Origin of the sequence: Gordonia sp. SGD-V-85, from assembly GCF_001456905.1 — a bacterium.
In the GTDB taxonomy this organism is placed as follows: domain Bacteria; phylum Actinomycetota; class Actinomycetes; order Mycobacteriales; family Mycobacteriaceae; genus Gordonia; species Gordonia hongkongensis.
Map to the genome: position 1 here is coordinate 1 of NZ_LNQO01000053.1, position 1,567 is coordinate 1,567.

The window sequence follows — 1,567 nt, forward strand, 5'->3', positions numbered from 1 at the left end:
GACTCGTCGTGCTGCTGCGACGATCATCGGTGTTATGGCTGGTGGTACGGCTGGGGCTGTCGCGCTTGGTATTCCGTCGGCGGTTGTGGGCGCGGTCGTTGGCGCGCCGATTGGTGCTGCGACGGGTGCGCTCATCGGTTCGTCACCCTTCTTCGGGGGCGTGATGGGTTTGACAGGGGCGGCTATCGGAGCTGGGGCAGGCGCCGCAATTGGCGGTATCGGGGCGGGCGCTGCCGGGGCTGCGGTCGGGTTCGCGATCGCCGGGACGGCTGGCGGAGCACTCGCATACGCGCTTGGAGCGGGGGATCCCGGCGCGAACCCGAGCGAGCCGTGGCGTCCGAATGGCCCGCGTCACGCGCTTCCGGAGGCTGAAGGGCAAAACCAGTTCGAGTTTCATTTATCGGCAGAGCATGCACGCCGCTCGGGATTGCCAGCGGTGGACTACGTGGTGAACCATCGTGGCGACGTTGACGCAAAGATCGGAGCTTCGACCTTTGAATGGTCCGGGGTTCAGGCCAGGTCGCCATATACCGTGCTTGGTCCCCACGTGGAGAAGTCGGTTCGTGATTGGACTCGCGCACAATCTGACAGCCTGCAGAATGCATTCCCCGGGAGTGACGTCCTTTGGCCGGCCGAAGGTGGCCACTCCACGGCCGTAAATCACTGAGAATTGGAGCTCTGTAGAAATTGAAACGCTTGCTATGCCTAGCGGTCGCCCTCATCGTGGTGTCCGCGGGTCTGATTGTCGGAGCTGGGGAGAGCGATGCTGCACCACAGTTGCCCCGCATAGGTATTACCGGCGACACCATGGGAACCTTTGGCGATCATTCCTACTGCAGGGGGGTCCTGCATGTGGGCTTGACCGCCGCCCCGTCCAAGCGCGGGGTCGTTCGAGTCACCCTCACGTCTTCTGGCTTCATAGGAAACGGTCCGAGCTGGAAGCGGAAGCCGGTGTGCAAGCTTCTGATCGGCACAGTGCATACGAGCATCGAGGCGTATGCCAAATGGAACTTCTTCAACGCCGATTTTGGACCGCGCCGCGGACAGAAGGTGGTCCACGACATCCGGACCGGGTCCGGTCTTGTTCAGTTCCAGGCCGTCTCGTATGCGCGGAACAACCCCGTTCGCGTCATGCAGTCCTACGGAGTCTCCCACTACATGCTCGTGCCGTAGCTTACGAATCGAGTTGAGCTTCTGATGTCAAGACGTATTGCAGCTGTACTGACGGTGGTTGTCGCAGACCCCGTATGACCAACCCGACCACACCCCGCGACGGCGACCCGCAGGCCTGGGCCGAGCGGGCCGTCGTCGTGTGCGGGACAGCGGGAGGCGTTGGCACGTCGGTTGTTACGGCCCTGCTCGCGGAGCATCGGGCGTCGTCGACGCTCGGCTGCTCTCGTGGTGGGTGGACGCGTCGGGGAACGACTGCGACGTCGAGCTGCGGCTCCGCGGGTCGGGTAGCCCCGAACTGCTGCGCACGGCGGCGGGCACGGGTCTGTGGCTACCGCCCGAGGAGGCGACGGTCACTGACGCCGTCGTCGAGACGTGGCGGCAGGGCGCGGTTCCC

The 1,567-nt window shown here is 64.4% G+C and carries 1 protein-coding gene and 1 pseudogene; both read left to right on the forward strand.

Features of this window, described 5'->3' with window-relative positions; all coding sequences use genetic code 11:
• The first annotated feature begins 975 nt into the window (after positions 1-975).
• Complete coding sequence (locus AS181_RS24375; RefSeq protein WP_139114287.1) at positions 976-1,173, forward strand: hypothetical protein; 198 nt, start codon at positions 976-978, stop codon at positions 1,171-1,173.
• A 74-nt stretch (positions 1,174-1,247) separates the two neighbouring features.
• Positions 1,248-1,567: pseudogene (locus tag AS181_RS25590) on the forward strand (hypothetical protein); the annotation flags it as partial.